At 63.1% G+C, this 19,512-nt stretch carries 20 protein-coding genes and 1 riboswitch; of the genes, 6 read left to right on the forward strand and 14 right to left on the reverse strand.

All coding sequences use genetic code 11. The features are described from left to right. Nucleotides 1–52 precede the first annotated feature (52 nt). The 10 genes from ABIE32_RS05775 to ABIE32_RS05820 form a co-directional block, all read right to left on the reverse strand. Complete coding sequence (locus tag ABIE32_RS05775; RefSeq protein WP_429014672.1) at nucleotides 53–1,048, reverse strand: aminotransferase class I/II-fold pyridoxal phosphate-dependent enzyme; 996 nt, start codon at nucleotides 1,046–1,048, stop codon at nucleotides 53–55. Then, nucleotides 1,041–2,117: an adenosylcobinamide-phosphate synthase CbiB gene (gene cbiB, locus ABIE32_RS05780; protein WP_429014674.1), complete on the reverse strand. Its 1,077-nt coding sequence runs from the start codon at nucleotides 2,115–2,117 to the stop codon at nucleotides 1,041–1,043. The genes ABIE32_RS05775 and cbiB overlap by 8 nt, the downstream gene beginning before the upstream one ends. Further along, nucleotides 2,114–2,812: a 5,6-dimethylbenzimidazole synthase gene (gene bluB / locus ABIE32_RS05785; RefSeq protein ID WP_429014675.1), complete on the reverse strand. Its 699-nt coding sequence runs from the start codon at nucleotides 2,810–2,812 to the stop codon at nucleotides 2,114–2,116. The genes cbiB and bluB overlap by 4 nt, the downstream gene beginning before the upstream one ends. Before the next feature lie 67 nt (nucleotides 2,813–2,879). Further along, the gene (gene cobO, locus ABIE32_RS05790) at nucleotides 2,880–3,449 is read right to left on the reverse strand and encodes a cob(I)yrinic acid a,c-diamide adenosyltransferase (protein ID WP_224149897.1); all 570 of its coding nucleotides are present in this window, start codon (nucleotides 3,447–3,449) and stop codon (nucleotides 2,880–2,882) included. Between the two features lie 109 nt (nucleotides 3,450–3,558). Beyond that, a complete protein-coding gene (locus ABIE32_RS05795; RefSeq protein ID WP_429014677.1) occupies nucleotides 3,559–4,356 on the reverse strand; it encodes an ABC transporter ATP-binding protein in 798 nt (265 codons plus the stop codon). Continuing rightward, nucleotides 4,356–5,399, reverse strand: a complete 1,044-nt coding sequence (locus tag ABIE32_RS05800) for a FecCD family ABC transporter permease (RefSeq protein WP_429014678.1) — start codon at nucleotides 5,397–5,399, stop codon at nucleotides 4,356–4,358. Before ABIE32_RS05800 ends, ABIE32_RS05795 begins: the two co-directional genes overlap by 1 nt. Beyond that, the gene (locus ABIE32_RS05805; RefSeq protein WP_429014679.1) at nucleotides 5,399–6,412 is read right to left on the reverse strand and encodes an ABC transporter substrate-binding protein; all 1,014 of its coding nucleotides are present in this window, start codon (nucleotides 6,410–6,412) and stop codon (nucleotides 5,399–5,401) included. Before ABIE32_RS05805 ends, ABIE32_RS05800 begins: the two co-directional genes overlap by 1 nt. Nucleotides 6,413–6,423: 11 nt before the next feature. Beyond that, the gene (locus tag ABIE32_RS05810; protein ID WP_429014681.1) at nucleotides 6,424–7,017 is read right to left on the reverse strand and encodes a bifunctional adenosylcobinamide kinase/adenosylcobinamide-phosphate guanylyltransferase; all 594 of its coding nucleotides are present in this window, start codon (nucleotides 7,015–7,017) and stop codon (nucleotides 6,424–6,426) included. 10 nt (nucleotides 7,018–7,027) lie between these two features. After that, nucleotides 7,028–8,482, reverse strand: coding sequence for a cobyrinate a,c-diamide synthase (locus tag ABIE32_RS05815; protein ID WP_429014683.1), 1,455 nt, complete (start codon nucleotides 8,480–8,482; stop codon nucleotides 7,028–7,030). A gap of 48 nt (nucleotides 8,483–8,530) precedes the next feature. Beyond that, entirely contained in the window at nucleotides 8,531–10,324 is a 1,794-nt protein-coding gene (locus ABIE32_RS05820; protein WP_429014875.1) for a TonB-dependent receptor domain-containing protein, read from the reverse strand. 189 nt (nucleotides 10,325–10,513) lie between these two features. Beyond that, nucleotides 10,514–10,760: riboswitch (cobalamin riboswitch) on the reverse strand. A gap of 37 nt (nucleotides 10,761–10,797) precedes the next feature. Between ABIE32_RS05820 and ABIE32_RS05825 the strand changes: the two genes are divergently transcribed. From ABIE32_RS05825 to ABIE32_RS05835, 3 genes are all read left to right on the forward strand, one after another. Next, entirely contained in the window at nucleotides 10,798–11,016 is a 219-nt protein-coding gene (locus ABIE32_RS05825; RefSeq protein ID WP_224149904.1) for a PspA/IM30 family protein, read from the forward strand. Continuing rightward, a complete protein-coding gene (locus ABIE32_RS05830) occupies nucleotides 11,013–11,402 on the forward strand; it encodes a cell division protein ZapA (protein WP_429014685.1) in 390 nt (129 codons plus the stop codon). The genes ABIE32_RS05825 and ABIE32_RS05830 overlap by 4 nt, the downstream gene beginning before the upstream one ends. 510 nt (nucleotides 11,403–11,912) lie before the next feature. Continuing rightward, nucleotides 11,913–12,728 carry a sulfite exporter TauE/SafE family protein gene (locus ABIE32_RS05835; protein WP_224149906.1) on the forward strand — a complete coding sequence of 272 codons (816 nt, stop codon included), beginning with the start codon at nucleotides 11,913–11,915 and terminating at the stop codon, nucleotides 12,726–12,728. A gap of 23 nt (nucleotides 12,729–12,751) precedes the next feature. Here the strand turns inward: ABIE32_RS05835 and hemN are convergent, their stop codons facing one another. Next, nucleotides 12,752–14,134 (reverse strand): oxygen-independent coproporphyrinogen III oxidase, encoded by a 1,383-nt coding sequence (gene hemN, locus ABIE32_RS05840; RefSeq protein WP_429014687.1) that lies wholly within the window; start codon nucleotides 14,132–14,134, stop codon nucleotides 12,752–12,754. A gap of 153 nt (nucleotides 14,135–14,287) precedes the next feature. Between hemN and fnr the strand changes: the two genes are divergently transcribed. Both fnr and ABIE32_RS05850 read left to right on the forward strand, forming a co-directional pair. Next, nucleotides 14,288–15,010 carry a fumarate/nitrate reduction transcriptional regulator Fnr gene (gene fnr / locus ABIE32_RS05845; RefSeq protein ID WP_224149908.1) on the forward strand — a complete coding sequence of 241 codons (723 nt, stop codon included), beginning with the start codon at nucleotides 14,288–14,290 and terminating at the stop codon, nucleotides 15,008–15,010. Between the two features lie 133 nt (nucleotides 15,011–15,143). Further along, nucleotides 15,144–15,587 carry a universal stress protein gene (locus ABIE32_RS05850; RefSeq protein ID WP_429014690.1) on the forward strand — a complete coding sequence of 148 codons (444 nt, stop codon included), beginning with the start codon at nucleotides 15,144–15,146 and terminating at the stop codon, nucleotides 15,585–15,587. Nucleotides 15,588–15,771: 184 nt separating this feature from the next. Here ABIE32_RS05850 and ABIE32_RS05855 read toward each other — a convergent pair whose 3' ends face one another. From ABIE32_RS05855 to ABIE32_RS05865, 3 genes are all read right to left on the reverse strand, one after another. After that, nucleotides 15,772–17,328: a malonate--CoA ligase gene (locus ABIE32_RS05855; RefSeq protein WP_224149910.1), complete on the reverse strand. Its 1,557-nt coding sequence runs from the start codon at nucleotides 17,326–17,328 to the stop codon at nucleotides 15,772–15,774. A 45-nt stretch (nucleotides 17,329–17,373) separates the two neighbouring features. Continuing rightward, the gene (locus ABIE32_RS05860) at nucleotides 17,374–18,165 is read right to left on the reverse strand and encodes an enoyl-CoA hydratase/isomerase family protein (protein WP_429014692.1); all 792 of its coding nucleotides are present in this window, start codon (nucleotides 18,163–18,165) and stop codon (nucleotides 17,374–17,376) included. A gap of 127 nt (nucleotides 18,166–18,292) precedes the next feature. Then, complete coding sequence (locus tag ABIE32_RS05865; protein WP_429014693.1) at nucleotides 18,293–19,315, reverse strand: Bug family tripartite tricarboxylate transporter substrate binding protein; 1,023 nt, start codon at nucleotides 19,313–19,315, stop codon at nucleotides 18,293–18,295. On the opposite strand from ABIE32_RS05865, the gene ABIE32_RS05870 reads away from it, so the two are divergent. Next, nucleotides 19,314–19,484 (forward strand): hypothetical protein, encoded by a 171-nt coding sequence (locus ABIE32_RS05870; RefSeq protein WP_429014695.1) that lies wholly within the window; start codon nucleotides 19,314–19,316, stop codon nucleotides 19,482–19,484. The genes ABIE32_RS05865 and ABIE32_RS05870 overlap by 2 nt on opposite strands. The last annotated feature ends 28 nt before the right edge of the window (nucleotides 19,485–19,512 follow it).

A 19,512-nucleotide genomic window follows, 5' to 3' on the forward strand; every position in this document is an offset into this window, starting at 1 on the left:
CGAAATGGTAGCGCCGGATGGATGCCCTCAGCGCTGGCCGCGCTCATTCTCTTTAGGGGAACGCACTCCAGGCCTGCTCCAGCGCGGCCTGCGACGCAGGCGGAAGCACGCCCAAGCGCACGTGGCCGGGCAAGCCGAAACTGGCGCAGTCGCGCAGCTTGATGCCCTGCGTACGCAGGCGGGCCAGGCGTTGCACGAGTGCTTCTTCGTCCAGAGGTGGCCGCGCCACAAAGTAATTGGCCTGGTGGCCGGGCTCCACCGCCCAGCCCAACCGCTCACACAGCGCCAGTTGCTGTCGCTTCCAGATTCGCAGGCTTTGCAGGCCCAGGGCCAGCCATTGCTGCACTTCGCCAGTTGTCCAGGCTTCCAGCATGGCCACACCGTGCGCGCCCACCACCCAGGATGGCGCCAGCGCACGCAGCGCGCAAAGCGCCTCATCCGTGGCCTGGAGCGGCGCAATCGCGTAGGCGGCGCGCACCCCCGTCATGCCCAGGGCCTTGTTGGGCGTCCACAGCTGCCACAGGCCATCCAGGTTGCGCTGAGGTGCTTCACCTTCCAGCCACAGGGGGCGGTAGGCGCAATCCAGAACATGCCAGCCCCGCCCTGCAGACGCAGAAACGGTATCCAACTGGCCAAGCGGGCTCGATGGCTCACAGAACCAGTGCAGATCGCCATGCCCCATGCCAGCCTCTGCGCTGTCGCGCCGCTGCAGCGCCAGCCCCCACACCTGTGCGGCATGCGCATAGTCGCCGTAGTGGTGGCGGGGCAAGGTAACGGCCGATGCACCATTGCGCGCCGCATATTGGGTGATCCGGTGAATCAGCTCGCTGCTGCTGCCGCCGATGACGATGCGCCGCTCCTCCACCGCGTGAAAGGCCGCCAGTCGCCCCCGCAGCCCCGTATAGAGCGGATCGGGGTACTGCGCCACATGCGCAGCCTGCAGGGCCGCCACCGCCGCAGGGCACGGCCCGAAAGCGTTGCGATTGGTGGAAAAATCGTGCGCGGGCACACCCAGCGCGTCGGTACCGCCATGGAGGCCTTCAAGCATGACGTGCCCCCATCCACAGCACTACTGAAAAAATAGCAAAAAGCACGCATACCACCTGCGCCACAATCACTTTGGAGGACAGATTTACGGCCTGCTGCAGGTGAGGTTCCTCGGGCGCCATGCCCTGCGGATTCAGTTGGTACACCCCCGGCTTGGACAGGTGTACGCCCAGCGCCAGCGCCATCGCACCCATGGGCCAGCCGCCATTGGGCGAAGGCGTCACGCGCGCATCACGCCGCAGTGCATCCCAGGCAATGCCGCCTGCCAGCAGCGCCAGCCAGGCGGCGGTAAGGCGTGCAGGCACCCAGTTGAGCACATCGTCCGCCCGCGCCGCCCATTTTCCAGCCCACTGCCAGTAACGGCGATCTTCGCCCTGCCCGCGCCAGCCGGGGTAGCCCCACATGGCATCTGCCGTGTTGGCCAGGCGGTACACCGCCGCACCGGGCAGGCCAGCAATGGCAAACCAGAAGAGCGGCGCAATGACGGAGTCGCCCAAGTTCTCGGCCAGGGTTTCGATGGCACTTTCACGCACGGTGGCGGCATCCAGTTGGGAGGTATCGCGGCTCACCAGCCACGACAGGCGCTCGCGGCCCGCTGGCAATGACTGCTGCAGCGCAGCTTCAACGGCCAGCACCTCGTCCCTCAGCATGCGCCAGGACAGCAGCGGCTTGAGCAGCACCCCCATGAACACACCAGCCAGCCACCAGGGCTGGTGGGGCAGCAGAAAGAGAATGACCCAGTAGATTACAAAAACAATAGCTGCCAGCGCGCACCATGCAACCATTCCTAATACAAATCGCATCCAATCTTGCGACTGCTCTGCGCGGGGTGCTATGTATTTTCCGATCACGCCCAGCAGCTTGCCCATGTAGACGACCGGGTGTAGCCAGGCAGGTGGCTCGCCCCACAGCCGGTCCAGCGCCAAGGCCACCAGCACGGCAATCAAGGCGCACAGCAGATTCTGCGACCACAGCACCGCCGCATCTGGCCCGGCCGTGAGCGCCCGGTACAGCCAGCCCAGCGGGCTGAAGGACCAGGCGAGCAGTTCCGACCAGGTGATGGCCGTCATGCCGCAGGCGGCCCCTCGGTCCAGACATCGTCCATCAGCATGTCTTCCAGCGGTGCACGGCAGGCCCACTTCTCCTGCTGGAGCATCGGCTCGGCATAGTAGGCGGCAACAGGCCCCAGGCACAGCACGCCCAGCGGGTGGGCGCCTGCAGGCATTTGCAGCAGTTGCGCCAGCGCCTGCGGATCGAAAATGGATACCCAGCCCATGCCCAGCCCTTCGGCGCGCACGGCCAGCCACAGGTTCTGGATGGCGCAGGCCGCGCTGGCGATGTCCATCTCGGGCAGGGTGCGGCGGCCAAAGATGTGAGCCTCGCGCCCTGGCGGCATGGCCACCACCAGCACCTCGGCGGCATCCAGCACGCCCTGCACCTTGAGCTTCATGAAATCTTCCTCGCGCTCGCCCAGTGCGCGGGCGGTGCGCACGCGCTCCTCTTCGACCAGTGCATGGATAGCCTGGCGCAAGGCAGCGTTTTTCACGCGGATGAAACGCCAGGGCTGCATGAAGCCCACGCTGGGCGCATGGTGCGCCGCGCGCAAGAGGCGCAGCAATACCTCTTCAGGCACAGCGCCACCGGCAAAGTGACGCATGTCGCGCCGCTCGTAGATGGCCCGGTAGACAGCCGCGCGCTCCGCCTCGGTGAACGGCGTGGCGGCGATCATGGCCGGCGCTGGGGGAGGAATCGGTGTATCGGGCATGGTTCGATTGTGGACCTTTATGTCACCGCCGGGTCAGCAGGGCAACAGGACTGGAGTCCGTTAACGCTCAATCCTCAATGCCCCGTTGGGCAGGAATACCCGCCTGGAAGGCATGCTTGATGAGCTTCATCTCGGTTACCGTGTCGGCGATGTCGATGATCTCCTGCGGGCAGCGCCGGCCCGTGAGGCAGACGTGCACATCCTTGGGTCGCGCAGCCAGCGTATCGAGCACCTCCTGCAACGGCAGCCAGCCGTAGATCAGCGGGTAGGTGACTTCATCGAGCACCACGAGGAAGTACTCGCCCGACAGGATGGCCGCCCGGGCCTTTTCCCAGCCGTCGCGCGCCAGTTGGCCCGACTGTTCCAGATCCTTGCTCTTCCAGCTAAAGCCGTCGCCCAGGCCTTCGATGGGCAGCCCCACCTGATCGGCCAGCCGGTGCTCGCCAAAGCGCGCCGTGGGCACCTTCATGAACTGGAACACCTTGACGGCCTTGCCTCGGCCCGTGGCACGGAAGGCCAGGCCAAAGGCAGCCGTGCTCTTGCCCTTGCCGTCGCCGGTGTTGACGATGACGAGGCCGCGGCGTTCACCCTCGGGCTTTTCGTAAGGTTTTTCGGTGGGAGGAGTTTCGATCTGCATGTTTTTCCTTCTCAGGGTTGCAAGCGGCACACACCACCCACAGCTTTAAAAAATTTGACGCATCCGGGATGAGACACGCCGGACATGTCCGCCCAGGCAGCGGGATTCTTCATTTCGCCATACGCGGCAACGCCATCCACAGGCCATCGATGCTGCGCACCTGGATGCGGTCGTCAAACACCGCTTCGAGCGCCGCATGGGTAGCAAGATCGCTGCAGGCGCCCTGGTGTACCACCCGGCCCTCCTGCAAGATCAGCATGTCATCTGCCAGCAGCGCCACCGAGATTTCATGCAGCACGCTGATGACTGTGGTGCCCTGGCTGGTGAGCGCGCGCACGCTGTCCACCCAGTCGGTCTGGTGCGGCGGGTCGAGGTTGGCAAGCGGTTCATCCATCAGCAGCACCTGGGCCTGCACCGCCAACGCCCGGGCCAGCAGCACCCGCTGGCGTTCACCGCCCGAGAGTTCCACCACCGGGCGGTGGCGCCACTCCCAGGCCTGGGTCTGGCGCAGGCAGCGCTCCACAATGGCGTGGTCTTCGTGGCTGGGCGCCGCCAGCCAGGGCTGGTGCGGCAGGCGGCCGAGCAAGGCCACATCCAGCACCGTCAAGTCTTCGGTGGTCACCTCGCCCTGCCCCAGCCAGGCCAGCGTCTGGGCGCGCGCCTTGCGCGGCCACGACTGCAGCGGTTTGCCCAGCAGATGCACTTGGCCCTGCAGGCCATGCGCGGGCCACAGGCCGCTCAGGACCTTCAGCAGGCTCGATTTACCTGCGCCATTGGGGCCGACGATGCTGGTCCACCGGCCCTTGGCGAACCCGGCAGACAGGCCATGCAATATCGGCTTGGAATGCACGCTGGCGCATATCTGACGCGCAGCAATAGCTATGATTTCGGTAGTATTTTGCAGCATCACATGGCTCCTGCCGCCCGGGTACTGCGGTGCATGCGCCACAGCAGATAGGTGCCGCCCAGTGCAGCAGTCAGCACGCCTACCGGCAACTCCTGCGGCGCCACCAGCCACCGCGCCAGAATGTCTGCGGCCAGCAGCAGCGTGCCGCCCATGGCAGCAGCCAACAAGGTGCTGCGGCCGTGGCCGATGCGCACCAGGCTGCGCACCAGGTGCGGTGCAGCCAGCCCCACAAAGGCAATCAGGCCAGTCTGGGCCACAGACGTTCCCGTCGCCAGCGCCAGCACCGCCACCAAGCCGTAGCGCAGTTGCGTCAGCGGCAAGCCCAGGCTGGTGGCCGTGGCTTCGCCCAGCGTCAGGCCATCGAGCACCCGCGAGCAGGCCCAGGTGGCCAATGCACAGACCAGCAGTACCCCGCCCATCAGTGCGCAGCCCTCCCAGCCCACAAAGGCCGAAGTGCCCAGCGTGAAGGCCTGCATGGCTTGCAGGATGTCAGGGTGCTTCAATTCCAGCAGATCGCGCACGGCGCCCAGCACCACGCCCACAATCACACCCGCCAGCAAGAGGCGCAAGGTGTTTTGCACATTGCGCGCCAGCACCACGGTCAGGCCCACGGCGCAGGCAGCGCCGGCAAAGGCCATGCCCGTCATGCCCAGCCGGTAGACGAGGCTCAGGCTGGTAAGGGACGAGCCCATCAGCACCAGGCCCACGGCACTGCCCAGCGATGCACCCGATGCGCTGCCCAACAGGTACGGATCTGCCAGCGGATTGCGAAACAGGCCTTGCGCCACCGCCCCGGCAAGGCCAAGCAGCGCGCCTGCCAGCCAGGCGCCCAGGGAGCGCGGCAGGCGGATGTCCATCACGATCTGCCAGGCCATGGCGTCGTCCCGCATGCGCAGCACGCTCTCCCAGCCGGTGCTGCCCACGCTGGCGCCCACCATCAACAGCGCGACGGAAAGCAGCAGCAACACCAGCGCCAGCCAGCCGCTGCGGCGCTGGCCGGGGGCGCATTCGTGCCGTAGCGCCTGCTCTGCCGAAGCCGCCATCAACGCTGCCCTCCTTCGGTCGGCTTTTCTGCGCCTTGCTTTTTTGGCGCCTTGTCAATCAGGCACTGCGCAATCAGGTGGGCGGCCTCTGCCATGCGCGGGCCGGGGCGCACAATGGTGTAGGAGTCCTGGTCGTTGAAGACACACAGGTTCCCGCCCTTGATGGCCTTGAGGCTGTTCCAGCCCGGGTAGCTGGTGGCAGCCTGCATGCTGCGATTGCCCAGCATGATCACGTCGGGCTGGGAGCGCAGCAGAAACTCGGGGCTCAGGCGCGGAAACGGCCCCAGTTCGGCAGGCACCACGTTGTCCACCCCCAACTGGGCCAGAATTTCTCCGATGAAGGACTGCGGACCTGCCGCATACGGGCCCCGGCTCACTTCAAAATACACCCGGCTGTGCCTGGCAGAGGCAGGTACACGCTGCGCTGCATCGGCCACGCCCGCCTGCAGCTCGCGCCACACCCGGTCGGCACCTTCTGCTGCAGGCACGCCCAGCACCTGGCCCAGTTGTTGCAGCACCTTGTGCACACCGGCCTGCGATTTCACTTCCAGCGCCGCCACTTTCACGCCCAGCGCTTCCAGCCGCTCGGCCACCTTCGAGGCATGCGACATCAGCACCAGGTCAGGCTTGAGCGCCACGATGGATTCCACGCTCGGATCCAGCCCTCCGCCCACTATCGGCAGTTTCTTGACGGCCAGGGGCCAGTCCGAATAGCGATCCACCCCGACCAGCCGATCGCACAGGCCCAGGGCGCAGGTGCTTTCGGTCAGCGAAGGCAGCAGGCTGACGATGCGCTGCGGCGGCCGTGCCAGTTGCACGGTCTTGCCACGGTCGTCGGTGATGGGCTGGGGAGCGAGGCGCGCGGATTCGGCCAGCACCGGAATGGCTGCGGCACGCCCGGCGGTGGGCAATTCCTTCGCGCTGGCCGCTGCTGCGCCCAGCAATGCTGCTGCCACTGCGGTACTTGCGGTACGCACGGCACGCAGCAGGAGGGAGGAGTTTGGAAAATGCATAAAACGGGCCATCATTTCATGTGCAGAGGCAAACCTGCGGCCATCAGTGTGACGCGGTTGCACACCGCAGCCGTTTGTTGGTTGAGCACGCCCAGCGCATCGACAAAGGCGCGTACTTCGCGGCCCATGGGAATCACGCCCAGGCCGATCTCGTTGCTGACCAGGATGACCGGGCCGGGCGCACGCTCAATCGCTCCTAAAAAAAGAGCTTGTTGCGCTTGCCAGTTGTGCGTTGAAGCCTGATTTTTCTCAAGTTCTGGTGCAGGCATCAGCCAGTTGGTCAGCCACAGCGTGAGGCAATCGATGATCAGCAGGTGCTGCGGCCCGCTGCATGCGGCTATCGCCTGCGCCACATCGCGCGGCGCTTCCACCGTGGCCAGTTGCGGCACGCGTGCGGCGCGGTCGCTCTGGTGGCGGGCAATGCGGGCTTTCATTTCATCGTCGTAGGCAGTGCCGGTGGCGATCAGACTGGCGGTGTAACCCGCGCCCTGCTGCAGCCATTGGCGCGCCAGCAGCTCTGCCTGCCGTGATTTACCGGATTTCTGCCCGCCCAGCAGCAAGAGCTTGAGCGCTGCACCATTCACTGAAAACGAAGGTTCTGCCATGGCTGCCATCTTATGCAGTCTCGGAGGCCGATGCGGCACACGCACCTGGCCAGTCCTGCTGTGCGGTCTGCTGCAAGGTCTGCAGTACATCCGCCCCCAGCAGCGCTGCCACGGCCTGCGGGCAGGAAGGGAACCAGGCATGGAAATAGCTGGCATGAATGCTGCCATGGCAGTACACCGCTTCCCCCTTGCCGCTTTCGGGTTCCTGGCCCGGCCGGCTGCTGCGAGCAATCAGGCCCGCATCGCTGTCCAGGCGGGAATAGTGGAAGGTGTGGCCACGCAGCACGCCCCAGGGCGTCGCCAGCTGTTGCATCCCCAGGCCCGCCAGGCGCTGCTGCATGCGCGCCTGTGCAGGCAGCAGGCTCCACAGGCTGTGCCAGCGGCCCTCCAGATCGGTCAGTCCTTCGGCCAACGCCACCATGCCACCGCATTCGGCCCACACGGGCTTGCCTTGCTCCACATGCGCCTGCAGATCGAGCTGCAACCCTGCATTGGCCTGCAGGGCCTGCAGGTGCAGCTCGGGGTAGCCACCGGGCAGCCACAAGGCATCGCACGCAGGCAGGCGCTCGCCCGCCACGGGCGAAAAGAATGCCAGCTCCGCCCCCATGGCGCGCAGGCATTCCAGATTGGCTGCATAGATGAAACTGAAGGCCGCATCACGCGCCACGGCAATGCGACGCCCAGTCAGCAGCGCAGGTATCTCGGTCTCATCGTCCTGGGCTGCAAAATCCACCGACCAGCGCTCCTGCCAGTCCGACCAGGACAGTTGCCCCAGCGGCGTCTGGGCCAGCGCATCGGCTGCTGCATCGAGCCGCTCCAGCGTATCGGGCAGTTCCTGGGCGGCCACCAGGCCCAGGTGGCGCTCCGGCAGCAGGTTGGCGCGCGGGGCTCCGCCCGCCAACGCCACGTGGGGCATCGCCCCGAGCCAGAGCGCCGGGTCGCGCAGGCCATCGCGCAGCAGTTCGCCGTGGTAGTTGCTTGCTACACGATTGGCCAGCGCTCCGGCAAGCTTCATGTCAGGATCAAAGTGCTGCATGCCATAGGCAATGGCGCCAAAGGTGCCAGCCATGGCCGATGCGTCAATGACGACGACCACCGATACACCAAGGGATTTGGCCAGATCTGCGGCGCTGCTTTCGCCATCAAACAAGCCCATCACACCTTCGATCAGCAGCACGTCATGGCAAAGGGCGGCCTGGTACAGACGGGAACGCACATCGTGCTCGCCGTTCATCCAGCGGTCGAGCGTGTGCACATCACCGCCACTGGCGAGCCGGTGCCATTGCGGATCGAGAAAATCCGGCCCGCACTTGAACACCTGCACGCGCCGCCCGGCGCGCGCGTGCAGGCGCGCCAGCGCCGCCGTCACCATCGTCTTGCCCTGCCCGGATGCAGGCGCCGCCACCAGCAGCGCCACGCACCGGGAGGTCTTCTGGCCATCGCTTCCGCTCACCGCTGCATCCATCACCCTGTTTGCTCCCGACTTCCTGATTTCCTGATTTCCTGGATGCTCTTATTGGGGCATCCACTTGATGCCGATGTACGCGCTGCGACCTTCCGAAGCGTAGGTGCGTGCGGTTTCGTACTTCTTGTCCGCCAGGTTGTTGATGCGGGCGATCAGGCTGAAATCCTTGGCAATCTGCGTGCTGGCCGACAGGTTGAACAAGGTGTAACCGCCCAGCACATTGGTGTTGGCCGCATTGTCATAGCGCTTGGCAGTGGCCTGCATTTCGGCGCCGAGAGTCCAGCCGGCCACACGCGTGTCACCACCCAGCGTGGCATAGCGCTTGGCACGGCGTGCCAGCAATTTGTCCGTGGTCTGGTCGCGCGGGTTCTGGAAATCCACCGAGCCGTGCAGGTTGAACTGGCCCAGCTTGGTGGTGCCGGCCAGAGTGATGCCTTCAAGGCGCGCCTTGCCAACATTCGAGTAGCAGCCGCCATAAGGTCCATTGTTGCCACTGCAAGTGCCTGTGCCGCCCACCCAGTTGATCAGGTTGGTGACGTTGTTGCGGTACACGGTGGCAGAGAAGCTGTCTGCGCCCTGTGCCCAGCGCAGGCCCAATTCGGCATTCTTGCTTTTTTCCGGAGCCAGCGATGCATCGCCGTACTCGCTGAACCGCTGGTACAGCGTGGGCGCGCGGAAGGCGGTTCCCACGGTTGCGGTGGCACGCCAGTTGGGTGCAAATTCGTAGCCATAGGCTGCGCTGCCCGTGGTCTTGCCGCCGAATTCACTGTCGTCGTCGCGGCGCAGGTTTAACTGCACGGTGTGTGCACCGCTGTGCATGCCGTAGCCCAGCGCCAGCGCATTCTGGCTGCGGTCGCGGTCGATGCCGCCGTTCACCAGCGAATCCTCACGGCGCTCCAGCGCGGCCGTTATGGTGTGAATGCCGTAACGCCACTCGTTCTGGAACAGGTAGTTGTGCAGGCGGGTATCGGTCTGGTAGGGCGATGGCCGGGTTTCGTAGTAATCGCGCGATTGGGTGAGTTGCAGCTTGGTGCTGTAGTGGTCGGTCCACTTGGCCTGCCAGTTCAGGCCCAACGCATACATCTTGTTGATGCTGCGGTCATCTTCCTTGGGGGAGACGTCGTAGCCCGAATTCATGTTGCTGGCCATCATGGTGGCTTCCAGCCGGTGCTGCTGGTTGAGCTGGTAGCCCAGGCGCGCATTGACCGCGTTGTTGCGGTAGCCGTCCTTGTCGGGGTTGGCGGTGGCCGTGGTGCGCGCGTTGAAGCCATCCGATTGTGCGCGGTTGAGGCCAATCGAGTAGTCCCACGCCCCTTCGCCACCAGAGATGCCGGCTTCGGCCGTATAGGTGCCACGGTTGCCAACGCCAAAGCCCACATAGGGCTTGGGCGCGCCTTCGCCCTTCTTGGTGAAGATCTGCACCACGCCGCCCATGGCATCCGACCCATACACGGCCGCTGCCGGGCCGCGCAGCACTTCGATGCGGTCGATGAGCGCCAGCGGAAGGTTTTGCCACGAGGCACCGCCGGTGGACTGCGAATCGACGCGCACGCCATCCACATACACGGCGGTAAAGCGCGTCTCGGCACCTCGAATGAACAAGCTGGTACTGGTGCCCGGGCCGCCATTGCGGGTCATCTGGATACCCGGCACGCGTGCCAGCACATCGGCCACGCCACCTGGCCCCTGGCGCTCAATGGTCTTGCTGTCGATGATGGACATATCGGCCGTCAGATCGGACAGCGGTTGCTCGATGCGGTTGGCGGTGACTACCATCGCCTCCAGGGTTTTACCCTCTGTTTCATTCGCAGTCTGGGCCTGTGCCGACAGGCTGGCAGCCATCAGAGCCGCCGCCAGGGCAATGCGGGTGTATGGCGAGTGCAACGAAGAAAAAACGATAGCAGAATCGGGCGCGCACAGGCGCACCACTGGCGAATGGGAATGCATCTACATCTCAAGCGATGAAGTACCCCGCGCCAGCCTCCCCGCCGGCAAATGGGGAAAAACAGAAGCGGCGCGCTCTGCAGCGCACCGCCATCCACAGTGTTGGCCGGTATCCGGGCTGACGATGACACAGCGCGCGCCTTCCCAGAGACTTGTTCAAGGTATCCAGTGGCTTAGAGTGCGGGCTGCGGAGGGCAAATACCGTCCATCGCTTACCGTTGCGGGGGCAGCGCAGGTTGAGCATGGCTTGTAGGGCACAAGCGCACTCCCCTGCTTCCCGTTGAACTGCCAGAATGTGAACCACCATGGCGAGCACCAACGGGTACAATTTTATCGTCTTTACTGTTGCGCTTTAATAAAACTGTCTCTCTATGGTCACTACGCCTTCTTTGGACCTGATGCTTGAGCGGGTGGAAACTTTGCTGACCCGCTACGAACAACTGCAGCGCGCGCATGCCACCCTGCAGGAACAGGTGGATACCCTCACCCATGAACGCGACTCCCTACAATCGCGCCTGACGGCCGCCCGCTCGCGCGTTGACGCGCTGATCGAACGCCTGCCCAAGACTTTTGACCAGGACGAATCATGAAGCAGCTTGAAGTTCACATCATGCAGCAAAGCTATATGCTGGGCTGTCCCGAAGGCCAGGAAGAGCGACTGATGGCCGCCGTCAAGCAGGTGGATGAAGCCATGTGCGGCATCCGCGACGCCGGCAAGATTCGTGGACGCGAGCGCATCGCCGTGCTGGCTGCCCTCAACATGGCCTTTGATCTGCTCGATCTGAAAACCCAGAACACCGAGCTGAACCAGGAAGCCGAACAGGCCCGTACCCAGGTGGCGCAGCTTGAGCAGGCCGAACCCGCTACCGCCCAGGCTTCGCTCGACTGGGAGGAGCCCCGCCTGCAATCCATCATGCAGCGCCTCGATGCCGCCACTGGACAGCCAGCCACAGGCAATGCGACGCAGACGGTGTAGGGTTTTGCAAAACGCCTCCATCGGCTCGCACACAACACCAGATCGCGGCCGCATGCAAGCATTTGCTGAAAAATCGGCATTGAGCCCATATTCAGCAATCAGTGGGCGCTATTGTTTTTGCCCAGCCTTTGGGCATTGAATTGGTTTTTTACGGCCATCCCCCCCTGGCTGCCGGTACAATGGAGCCGTTCGCAGCCCTGCCAGACTTTATAGTTCCTTGAACCAATGCTCTACGAGCACGGGCTTGGTACATCACCTATTGAGCGTGATCGTCTCGCGTCAGATGAACCCAACGATAGGTTGCCCTTGCCCACCTGAACCCCCGGTTCAGGATGACGGTCTGGTGGATCCGCTGCGAACACCTGTTTTCGGCCTGGCTGGCCTGATCCGAAGCAATGAGGCCAGCCACTTTCAACTTCTCCTCTCCGCCGCGGCGGGGTTTCAGGCCACCTGGTTCAGGTGGCCTTTTTACTGGGCGTACCACAACCGTCCAGGTGAATACTGGTGCCCATGACTGATCCCATCGTTCTGCTTCCGCTCTCGTGCGTGGGCTTGATCACCGGCTTTCTGGCGGGCCTGCTTGGCATCGGCGGGGGCATGGTGCTGGTGCCTTTCATGACCTACATCCTGGGCACCCAGGCCGTTGCCCCGGAACTGGCCATCAAGATGGCGATTGCCACGTCGATGGCAACCATCATGTTCACCTCCATCTCCAGCGTGCGCGCCCACCACCAGCGCGGCGCCGTGCGCTGGGACATCGCTCGGCGCCTTGCGCCCGGCATCGTGCTGGGCGGACTGGTCGCGAGCCTGGGCATCTTTTCGCTGCTCAAAGGCCAGTATCTGGGCCTGTTCTTCGGGCTGTTTGTCGGCTACTCGGCACTGCGCATGTTTCGCAAATCCCAAACCGCAGCCACGCGCACCATGCCGGGCACAGGTGGCCAACTGGCAGCCGGCGGGGTGATCGGTTGCCTCTCGGGGCTGGTTGGTGCAGGCGGGGCCTTCATCAGCGTGCCGTTCATGACCTGGTGCAATGTGCCCATCCACAACGCAGTGGCCACCAGCGCAGCGCTGGGCTTCCCGATTGCCGTGACCAATGTGCTGGGCTTCATGGTGGCGGGGCTGCATGTACAAGGCCTGCCGCCCCACTCGCTGGGTTATATCTGGCTGCCCGGCCTGCTGGCGGTATCCATATGCAGCGTACTGACAGCGCCGCTGGGCGCCAGGGCGGCGCACCGGCTGCCAGTGGCCCAGCTCAAGAAGATATTTGGCGGCATTCTGCTGTGCCTGGCGGTCTACATGCTCTACAAGAGCCTGAGGGCCTGGTAAGGCGTTGAGCCGCAGGCAGGCTCCTAGATGATTTTCGAGAACCGGGCCCGCGTGCGATCCGCCTGCAGGTGCTTGTCAAACACCATGGCCACGCCACGCACAAAGTACCAGCCCAGCTCGGTCACGGACACGGCATCGCCAGTGATCTGAACCAGCCCCTGCTCCTGCATGCTGCGCAGTTGCTCCAGCTCGGCGGCAAAGTACTGGCGAAAATCGATCAGCCAGGCCTGCTCCACCGATTCGATCACCAGGCTGCCCTGGCACATCAGGCCCATGATCACGGAGCGGCGCAGCATGTCATCGCGCGAGAGTGCCAGGCCTCGCACCACAGGAATCTGCCCCTGGTCGATCAGGTCGTAGTACTCCTCCAGCGTCTTGGCATTCTGGCTGTAGGTAGCGCCGATCTTGCCAATGGCCGAGACACCCAGCGCCAGCAGATCGCAATCGGGCTGCGTGCTGTAGCCTTGAAAGTTGCGGTGCAGGCGCCCTTGGCGCTTGGCCACGGCCAGAGCATCATCAGGCAGCGCGAAGTGGTCCATACCTACATAGACGTATCCGCCCGCCTGCAGGGCTTCCAGCGCCTGGGCCAGCATGGTCAGCTTGTCAACGGGCTTGGGAAGATCCTGCACGACAATGCGGCGTTGGGGCTTGAAACGTTCAGGCAGATGCGCATAGGCATACAGCGCAATACGATCGGGCCGCAGTTGGCTCACCAGTTCCATCGTGTGTGCAAAACTGACCGGCGTCTGGTGAGGCAGGCCGTAGATCAGGTCAATATTGATGGATTCAAAGCCAATCAACCGCGCCTGGGCCATCAGGGAAAAAACCTGCTCCGAGGACTGCTCGCGGTGCACTGCCTTTTGCACTTGCGGGTCAAAATCCTGCACGCCGAAACTCAGGCGATTGAAGCCCAGTCGAAACAGGTGTGCGAGGCGCTCCCCGCTCACGGTCCGTGGATCGACCTCGATCGAGTACTCACCCCCCGGCTGCAGCTGGAACCGGCTTTTGAACATGTCCATCAGGCGTGAGAGCCCATCGTCGGAGAGGAAGGTGGGCGATCCGCCGCCGAGGTGCAGCTGGCTGACGGTCTGGCGGGCCGGGCAGTGGGCCAGTTGCAGATCCAGTTCACGCTCCAGATAATCCAGGTATTCGTCGGCGCGTTCGGGATGCCTGGTGATGATCTTGTTGCAGGCGCAGTAGTAGCACAGTGATTCGCAGAACGGAATGTGCACATACAGCGACAAGGGTGCCAAGCGGGTACCCAGCCCGGTTCGCCGCTGCTCCAGCGCCTGCTTGTAGCCATTCGCACCAAAGGCTTCAACAAATCGGTCTGCGGTAGGATACGAAGTGTAACGGGGGCCGGGTACATCAAACCGGCGCAACAAATCGGGGGTCAGGGAAATCATGGTCTCAATTCCGTACGGATGCCCCAATGTGCCGCAACCGGCCGGCCACGTCCTTGACTTACATCAAGAGTATTTTTTTTGTCTGCGTAGACAATGGAAGCATTCAAGGAACCTCCGCCCCCGCGCGATCTTTTTGTGAACGGATATTGACTCATGACAGCCAACACAATCAAAGTGGTCTGCTCCAACTGCAACCTGCGAGAGCTGTGCATGCCCGTGGGTCTGTCGCCCGACCAGATGGATCGCATCGATGAGATCGTGGCCACGCGCCGCAGAATCAAGCGCGGGGGAGCGCTGTTTCGCAACGGCGAGGCGTTCACATCACTGTACGCGATTCGCACCGGTTTCTTCAAGACCAGCGTGGCCACCGAAGATGGACGCGATCAAGTCACAGGTTTTCAGATGGCAGGCGAAATCATTGGTCTGGACGGCATCGTCAACGACCAGCATTCCTGTGATGCCATTGCGCTGGAAGATGCGGAAGTCTGCGTGATGCCCTATTCCAAGCTGGAAGAGCTGTCGCGCGAAGTGAATGCCTTGCAGCACCACGTTCACAAGGTGATGAGCCGCGAAATCGTGCGCGAACACGGTGTGATGCTGCTGCTAGGCAGCATGCGCGCCGAGGAACGCCTGGCCGCATTCGTGCTCAATCTGGTGCAGCGCCTGCACGCGCGGGGCTTCTCGCAGTCCGAGCTGATACTGCGCATGACGCGGGAAGAAATCGGCAGCTATCTGGGCCTGAAGCTGGAGACCGTGAGCCGCACCTTCTCCAAGTTCGCGGAAGACGGCATCATCGAAGTCAAACAACGCCATGTACGCATCCTGGATACCGACAAGCTGCAGGCCCTGATTAACAGCCAGCAATGCACGGTCTGAGTAGGCCTACCGTGCTCCCGGCAAACATATGCTGCCATTGTCGGCTCTGACACAGCGCAAGGCAGCCTTTGCGCCAATGGGTTAAGGTACAAACATGCAGCCGCCCCGGTTGCACCCTCGAAAGGAGCTGAAGATGTACAACCATATCCTGCTCGCCACCGATGGATCCGAGCTGTCCGAAAAAGCAGTGCAGCATGCGCTTGCTCTGGCCAAGCTGGGACAGACCCAGATCACCGTGGTCAATATCTCGCCCAACTACCCCCGCAGTTACTTTGAAGGCAGCGCGGTCATCGACCTCAAGGAGGTGGAACGTATCCAGCAAGGCTGGCTGGACGCCGCCCAGGTCGTGGTCGACAAGGTCGTTGCCCAGGGAACTGCAGTGGGCGTGCCGGTAAAGAGCATTGTTCTGCAATCCGATCTGGTGGCCGAATCGCTGCTCAAGACCGCGGAAAAGGAGCACTGTGACCTGATCGTCATGGCCTCGCATGGCTATCGCGGCATCAAGCGCCTGCTGCTGGGCAGCGAGACCCAGCATGTGTTGACGCATGCCACGATTCCGGTGCTGGTACTGCGCTGAGTTTCTGGCAAATCCGGCCTGCAGCGCATGCGGGCCAAGGACAGCCACCTTGTTTTCAGTAGCAGAGCGAACGGCAGGTTTGAGTGCCCGCCGCTTATAAAAAGAGAAGGCTTTTAGCCTTCTCTTTTGCTTTACGGCCTCCAGCCGCCCTGGTTCATGGATTGGCTTGAAGGCGCCAAGAGCTTCAACCCTTGAACAGGTCCTGGTATTGCGCCCGCAGCAGATTCTTTTGCACCTTTCCCATGGTGTTGCGCGGCAGCTCGTTCACCACAAAGCAGCGCTTGGGAATCTTGAAATTGGCCAGCTGTTTTTTCAGCGTCGCAATGATGCCTTCGGCATCTGCGGCCTGGCCTGGCTTGGCAATGACCACGGCAACCCCCACTTCGCCAAAGTCAGGGTGCGGTACGCCAACCAGGGCACTTTCGGCCACGCCGGGCAGTTCGTTGATGAAGCCTTCGATCTCTGCCGGGTAGACGTTGTAGCCGCCCGAGATGATCAAATCCTTGCTGCGACCCACAATCGTCACGTAGCCGCGCGCGTCCACCTTGCCGACATCACCGGTCTTGAACCAGGCATCCTTCGTGAACTCTTCGGCGGTCTTCTCAGGCATGCGCCAATAGCCACTGAACACATTGGGGCCTTGTACCTGGATGTTGCCGATCTCGCCAGCCGGTAGCGGCTGACCATCATCGCCCTGCACGCGCACGCCCACACCCGGCAGTGGAAAGCCGACGGTGCCGCCCCGGCGCTCGTCCTGCCCGTCGTAGCGGCTATCGGCACGGTAGGGGTTGGAGACAAGCATGATGGTTTCGCTCATGCCGTAGCGCTCCAGGATGGTGTGGCCGGTGCGCTCCTGCCATTCGCGGAAGGTCTCGATCAGGAGCGGCGCGGAGCCGGAAATGAAGAGGCGCATGTTCCGGGTGGCGGCCCTCGTGAGCGTGGGCTCGGCCAGCATGCGTACATACAGGGTGGGAACACCCATGAAGACGGTAGCGCGCTCCATCGCAGCGATCACGGCCTTGGGCTCGAATTTGGAGAACCAGATCATCTTGCTGCCATTGAGCAGAGCCGCATGGATGGCGACGAACAGGCCGTGCACATGGAAGATCGGCAGTGCATGGATCAGCACGTCACCCTCCTTCCAGCCCCAGTAGTCCTTCAGCATCACTGCATTGCTCAGCAGGTTGCCGTGGCTCAGCATGGCCCCCTTGCTGCGGCCGGTGGTGCCACTGGTGTACAGAATGGCGGCCATGTCGTCGACTTGCCTGACGGCAGGCTCATGCGTATCGGCACAGTGCACAGCACGCTCCAGCAAGGTGCCGCTGCGGTCATCGCCCAACGTGAAAACGCTTTGTGTGCCGCACTGGAAGGCGATTTTGGACACCCAGCCAAAGTTCTGCGGCGAGCACACCACCACGGCTGGTTCCGCATTGGTGATGAAATATTCGATCTCGGCACTTTGGTAGGCGGTGTTCAGCGGCAGGAAAACGTAGCCTGCTCGCAGGGTGGCCAGGTACAGCGCCATGGCTTCCACCGATTTCTCGACCTGTACCGCTACGCGGCTGCCTGCGGGTATCTTCAGGCTGCCCAGCAGATTGGCAATGCGGGCACTCATGCGGTCCAGATCACGCCAGCTGTAGTTCAGCGGCTCACCACTGGCCGATGTGGTCTCCACGGCGATGGCATCCAGGTCTTTGGGAAAGGCTGCGCGCAGCGCGCAAAACAGGTTGTCGTTTTTCATGTCTGTCTCTGGTTGGTTAGGTCCTGGGCGTCTTGGCAGGCGCCTTCAGAATTGGGGAGCCCGCTTGGCCACAAAGGCTGCAATGCCTTCGCGGTGTTCGGCAGAATCGGCATAAGCATAGGGTTGCGCCAGAGCGGGGGCAGCCATGTCGCCTGCCGCCAGCGCACGCAGGGTTTGTTTGTTGAGCCTTGCCGCCTGGGGAGCCAGACTCGCCACGCGCGCCGCAGTTTCGGCAACGTGCGCGGCCAGCAGGTCAGGTTCCATGCAGCGGCTGACAAACCCGGCGGCCTGCATCTGGTCTGCGCCAAACACCGCAGCTTCGAGCAGCATCTGCCGGGCTTTCATGGCGCCCACCTGGCTGGCTACCAGCGCAGCTTCCTTGGGTGCCATCGGAAAACCCAGCTTGGCAATGGGTGCGCCAAACTTGGCATTGGTGGCGGCAATACGGATGTCGCAGCAACTGGCAATCTCCACACCTGCGCCCATGCAGGCGCCACGGATGGCCGCGATGACGGGGATGTCACAACGGAGCATGGCATCCAGTCCTGCCCAGACTTCGCCTTCGTGAAAAGCAGCCAGGGTGTCAGGCGCGAAGCGAAAGCGCTCGTACTCCGAGATATCGCCACCAGCGCAGAACGCATCCCCTTCACCTTCGATCACGATGCAGCGCGCAGCCGGATTGCGCTGCAAGCTCTCAAAAACAGAGCGTAGCTCCCGCCACATGTCGCGCGACATGGCATTGAGCTTGCCCGGGTGGCTGAGCACCACGCGCACGATATGCGCATGGTCTCGGCCATCCGCAGCCACCCACGCCTCCTGCCTGATCTGACCTGCCATCACCCCACTCCCATGTGATTCCATTCCTGCATTCGTCAATGGCTGGCCAGCTTCGCAGGCGGCATGCCTTCCAAGCCTGCGCCTTGCGTTTTCACCATCGGGTGATGAAGAAACGGAATGCATGCCTTTATTCGATCTTGGCGCCCGAGGCCTTGACCACCGCCGCCCAGCGCTTGACTTCGTCGTTCACAAAGGCGGCAAACTGCGGCTGCGTCATGCTGCCATAGTCCGCCCCATTTTTCGCCCAGACCGCCTTGATTTCTTCGGAAGCCCCCATTCGCCTGACCTCCTCCACCATGCGCGCCTGCACCTCGGGTGCCGTTCCCTTGACGGCCCACAGGCCGTACCAGGTGGTGACGTTGTAGTCGGGCAGCCCCACTTCGGCAGCACAGGGCACATCAGGCAGCGATGGGTTGCGCCTGTCACCGGCCACCATCAGGCATTTGATGCGACCCGCAGCAATGTGCGCCGCCGATGAACCCAGGCCGTCAAACAGCATATCCACATTGCCCGCTATCAAATCCTGCAGCGCCGGCCCCGCACCCTTGTAGGGCACATGCAGGATATCGGTCTTGCTCTGTATCTTGAACAACTCGCCTGCCAGATGGTGGCTGGAGCCAGCCCCCGCCGATGCGAATGTCATCTTGCCGGGATTGGCCTTGAGCTGGGCCAGCAGCTCCTGCATGTTCTTGATAGGCAGTTTCTTGGGGTTGATGACCAGCACCTGCGGCACTGTCGCGAGCAGCGCCAGCGGCACCAGATCCTTCTGGATGTCGTAATCGAGCTTGGGATAGACCGAGGGTGCGATCACGTGGTGCGTGCCGCCCATGAAGAAGGTATAGCCATCGTGCGGCTGGCGCGCCGCGTAGCTGGCGCCCAAGGTTCCACCCGCGCCGCCCTTGTTGTCGATCACGAGGGTTTTGCCGGTGGTCTTGGAGAACTGCGAGGACAGCGGGCGCGCGAACGCGTCCGTACCGCCACCCGCAGGAAAAGGCACCACCCAGGTCACCGGTTTGCTCGGCCAGTCCTTGGCGGATTCCGCCATGGCCCATAGCGGCAGACCGCCCGCCGCCATGCCTGCGGCCATCTGGCCCAGGAAATGCCGGCGCGGCAAGGGGTGGAAAGAAATTCCAGGATTGCGCTTGCTCATGTTTGTCTCCTTGCTATTTTTTGCTGCGGCGGGGTGGAACCTGTTCCGGCTCTCTGCTGCAGCCTGTCTCCTGCACTACCAAACCGGCCCGGCAGACGGATGGGCCAGCGTCGATGCTCCTTTTTCACTGCCGTATGGCGGCAAATTGCAACCAATCACTCGTCAATGAGAGCTGCAGGCGCCTGTCGCTATTGGTT

It is taken from the genome of Comamonas sp. 4034 (assembly GCF_050434545.1).
In the GTDB taxonomy this organism is placed as follows: domain Bacteria; phylum Pseudomonadota; class Gammaproteobacteria; order Burkholderiales; family Burkholderiaceae_C; genus Comamonas; species Comamonas odontotermitis.

Bases quoted from the DNA above. Each gene is read 5' to 3' on its own strand.
- fnr (WP_224149908.1), top strand. From the start codon at position 14,288: ATGACAGCCAACACAATCAAAGTGGTCTGCTCCAACTGCAACCTGCGA.
- ABIE32_RS05805 (WP_429014679.1), bottom strand. From the start codon at position 6,412: ATGCATTTTCCAAACTCCTCCCTCCTGCTGCGTGCCGTGCGTACCGCA.
- ABIE32_RS05860 (WP_429014692.1), bottom strand. From the start codon at position 18,165: ATGGCAGGTCAGATCAGGCAGGAGGCGTGGGTGGCTGCGGATGGCCGA.
- ABIE32_RS05865 (WP_429014693.1), bottom strand. From the start codon at position 19,315: ATGAGCAAGCGCAATCCTGGAATTTCTTTCCACCCCTTGCCGCGCCGG.
- cobO (WP_224149897.1), bottom strand. From the start codon at position 3,449: ATGCAGATCGAAACTCCTCCCACCGAAAAACCTTACGAAAAGCCCGAG.
- ABIE32_RS05825 (WP_224149904.1), top strand. From the start codon at position 10,798: ATGGTCACTACGCCTTCTTTGGACCTGATGCTTGAGCGGGTGGAAACT.
- bluB (WP_429014675.1), bottom strand. From the start codon at position 2,812: ATGCCCGATACACCGATTCCTCCCCCAGCGCCGGCCATGATCGCCGCC.
- ABIE32_RS05775 (WP_429014672.1), bottom strand. From the start codon at position 1,048: ATGCTTGAAGGCCTCCATGGCGGTACCGACGCGCTGGGTGTGCCCGCG.
- ABIE32_RS05820 (WP_429014875.1), bottom strand. From the start codon at position 10,324: ATGGCTGCCAGCCTGTCGGCACAGGCCCAGACTGCGAATGAAACAGAG.
- ABIE32_RS05795 (WP_429014677.1), bottom strand. From the start codon at position 4,356: ATGCTGCAAAATACTACCGAAATCATAGCTATTGCTGCGCGTCAGATA.
- ABIE32_RS05800 (WP_429014678.1), bottom strand. From the start codon at position 5,399: ATGGCGGCTTCGGCAGAGCAGGCGCTACGGCACGAATGCGCCCCCGGC.
- ABIE32_RS05870 (WP_429014695.1), top strand. From the start codon at position 19,314: ATGTTTGTCTCCTTGCTATTTTTTGCTGCGGCGGGGTGGAACCTGTTC.
- ABIE32_RS05815 (WP_429014683.1), bottom strand. From the start codon at position 8,482: ATGGATGCAGCGGTGAGCGGAAGCGATGGCCAGAAGACCTCCCGGTGC.
- ABIE32_RS05855 (WP_224149910.1), bottom strand. From the start codon at position 17,328: ATGAAAAACGACAACCTGTTTTGCGCGCTGCGCGCAGCCTTTCCCAAA.
- hemN (WP_429014687.1), bottom strand. From the start codon at position 14,134: ATGATTTCCCTGACCCCCGATTTGTTGCGCCGGTTTGATGTACCCGGC.
- ABIE32_RS05850 (WP_429014690.1), top strand. From the start codon at position 15,144: ATGTACAACCATATCCTGCTCGCCACCGATGGATCCGAGCTGTCCGAA.
- ABIE32_RS05810 (WP_429014681.1), bottom strand. From the start codon at position 7,017: ATGGCAGAACCTTCGTTTTCAGTGAATGGTGCAGCGCTCAAGCTCTTG.
- ABIE32_RS05835 (WP_224149906.1), top strand. From the start codon at position 11,913: ATGACTGATCCCATCGTTCTGCTTCCGCTCTCGTGCGTGGGCTTGATC.
- ABIE32_RS05830 (WP_429014685.1), top strand. From the start codon at position 11,013: ATGAAGCAGCTTGAAGTTCACATCATGCAGCAAAGCTATATGCTGGGC.
- cbiB (WP_429014674.1), bottom strand. From the start codon at position 2,117: ATGACGGCCATCACCTGGTCGGAACTGCTCGCCTGGTCCTTCAGCCCG.